We start from the raw sequence: 2,382 nt of genomic DNA, 5'->3' as shown, positions 1-2,382 counted from the left end.
GTATGAAGCGTACCACCACTTTGGACTTGATAAAATAATTTGTCATCCTTGGACCACTCGACCAATGTGATCTCATCCTCTGGTTTCCAAACCTGCTTGGACGCGAATACAATCTCCAGAGTTTCGCTATTGCGAATTACTACATGATGATCTTCAATTGCCGCTGTCAAAGTCCCTGTTGCTGACTTCATGAAATTATCAGTGACCGGTACGGTCAAAGTATACACACCAGCTCCTGCATCTCTCTCTGTCCCTTTTCTGGAAGATGGAGTAGGCGTAGGGGTTGGTGAAGGCTGTGTTGTTGCTGTCTTCTGATCATTGGCAGCTTGATTAGGAGCAATGAGTGCCGCACTCGAATTCGTTGGTTGGGGATCCGGAGCTTTCTGTTCCTTACCGCCTGCTGTATCTGGGGTTTTCATACGTTCAGGCTCCGAAGTTGAAGGACCTGTACTTGTAATATCTTTGGAGTCCATCGATTTGGACGGATTGATTGTATCCGGCTTTTCTAGTGGTGCATCCGTTGTAGCTTGCGGTTCCACTGCATTCGATCCAGCAGATTGTGACTCCTGCCCCGCTGCCGGTTTAGAATCCGAAGCAGCATCACTTGGGGTAGGCGAATCGTTAGCGCCAGGATTACCTGAACCTTTCATTTGATCTTGGGCTTCTCGATTCAATTTCAACTCTGGGGCAGCCGATTCCTGACGAGTAGCCCCTTGGTTAGATGCTGCCATCGGCAACAGACCATCGGCGTTATCCATCACAGGATGCTTCATATTAAAAGCAAAGAATCCAATAATGAGACCAGCGGCAACGACGCCACTTGCAAATTTCCAAGAGAACTGCGATCCAAATCGGCGTGTCCAAGGGAGTTTCTTGCGCTGTCCTTGTTCAATATGGCTAACTTCTGCGCTGAAGACAGCTGCCTTGTCGGTAATGGACGCCGCGGCTTCTTTATCAATCTCATCTAGCTGCGGCAGAATGGCATCGACCAAGCTGTATGGAGGAACTACCTTCGGTAATTGGGCTAATTCGCCCGACAATCTTTGTAAACGTTCAAACACTTGTACACAGTCCAGACAATAGGCTAAATGAGCATGGAGCTCATCTTCCTCTTGTGAGTTCAGATCTCCATCCAGTTGCCTTTGCATAAGTTCCATCACCTCTTGACAATTCATCCCCGAACACCTCCTTTCTGATATTCTTGGAGCAACAATTGTAACTGCTGTCTAGCTCGAAATAAGTAAGACTTTACCGTATTCAGCGGTAAATCTAAAGATTCAGCAATCTCATGGTACGAAAAGTCCTGCAAATAACGAAGAACAACAACAGATCGATGGTGCTCGGGAAGCTTATCTATTGCTTCTCGAATATCTTTGGCTAAATAGCCAGACATAATTTCATATTCAACATTTTGCTCCGCAGTAAACGTCATATCATGCTCATCAATAGAAACCGTAGGTTTCGCCTTGCGAAATTTATCGATGCAGATGTTCGTTACAATCCGCTGTACCCACGTCTTAAACAACGCTTTTTCTTCGTATGAATTAATTTTGGTATAAATCCGAAGTAGCGCCTCCTGTGAAGCGTCAAGGGCATCTTGTTCATTATTCAAAATATAATAAGCGGTTCGATAGACGTGAGACTCAATTTCTCGCAATAGGGTAATGAGTGCATCACGATCACCGGCCTGAGCTCTTTTAACCAGTTCGGGTGCTGCCACTGGGATCCCTCCCTCTTGCAATCTTACAGACGCAGCAACGTCTCATAATGTTGCAATATTTTTAGAATAAAAAATATAAAGGCTGTTTGCAACTTCCAGAATAACAAACTTTCACGAATAAATACACTTCTTAGACGAAAAAGAAGCGTGTTAGTTTAATCCATTTGGATGATTTCGCTCATCCCCTTTCTGCTTTCGGTCAAATTACTCTTCATTCTAAACCTTTTCCGTAGTTCGGAAAGTACTATGTTTGCGTAGTACCTTACAAAAAACCGTTTATTTCTAACTAAATTGGTAAATATTACAGAGAAGCTATTTATAAAGCGGAGGGCTTGCCGTGTTCAAACAATTATTCGGAAGAAGACGCATGTCTCAGAGCAGCATAACGAAATCCCCAGCACAAACATCATCTTCAGACAAAACCAAAGTCATGCTGCCTACGCTGCAGGATAACTTGCATACGATAAGAACGCTGCTGCATCAGCCAAGTGATCTCATTATCAGACAGTTTACGGTTGGCCAGGAGGAGTATCCTTGCGCAATTGTGTGCATCGACGGCCTGGTAGATACAACGCTTGTTAATGAACAACTCATTAATCCGATGCTCCATTCCACCCTACAACCTGTAGGTTCAGCTTTGGAACTTTTAAACACCTTGACGC

General features: G+C 44.4%; 2 protein-coding genes and 1 pseudogene. 1 reads left to right on the top strand and 2 read right to left on the bottom strand.

Going from position 1 to position 2,382, the window contains the following annotated elements; all coding sequences use genetic code 11:
- On the bottom strand, positions 1-1,175 hold a 1,175-nt coding region (locus AC1DUA_RS33970; RefSeq protein ID WP_477503938.1), incomplete at its 3' end, for an anti-sigma factor.
- Entirely contained in the window at positions 1,172-1,720 is a 549-nt protein-coding gene (locus tag AC1DUA_RS33965; RefSeq protein ID WP_477503937.1) for an RNA polymerase sigma factor, read from the bottom strand. The genes AC1DUA_RS33970 and AC1DUA_RS33965, both read right to left, overlap by 4 nt.
- Before the next feature lie 337 nt (positions 1,721-2,057).
- On the opposite strand from AC1DUA_RS33965, the pseudogene AC1DUA_RS33960 reads away from it, so the two are divergent.
- A pseudogene (locus AC1DUA_RS33960) lies at positions 2,058-2,382 on the top strand (hypothetical protein); the annotation flags it as partial.

This window comes from Paenibacillus sp. 01T422, assembly GCF_056398785.1.
The sequence above is the reverse complement of the archived record's forward strand: the minus strand, read 5'-3'. Positions and strand labels throughout refer to the sequence as shown.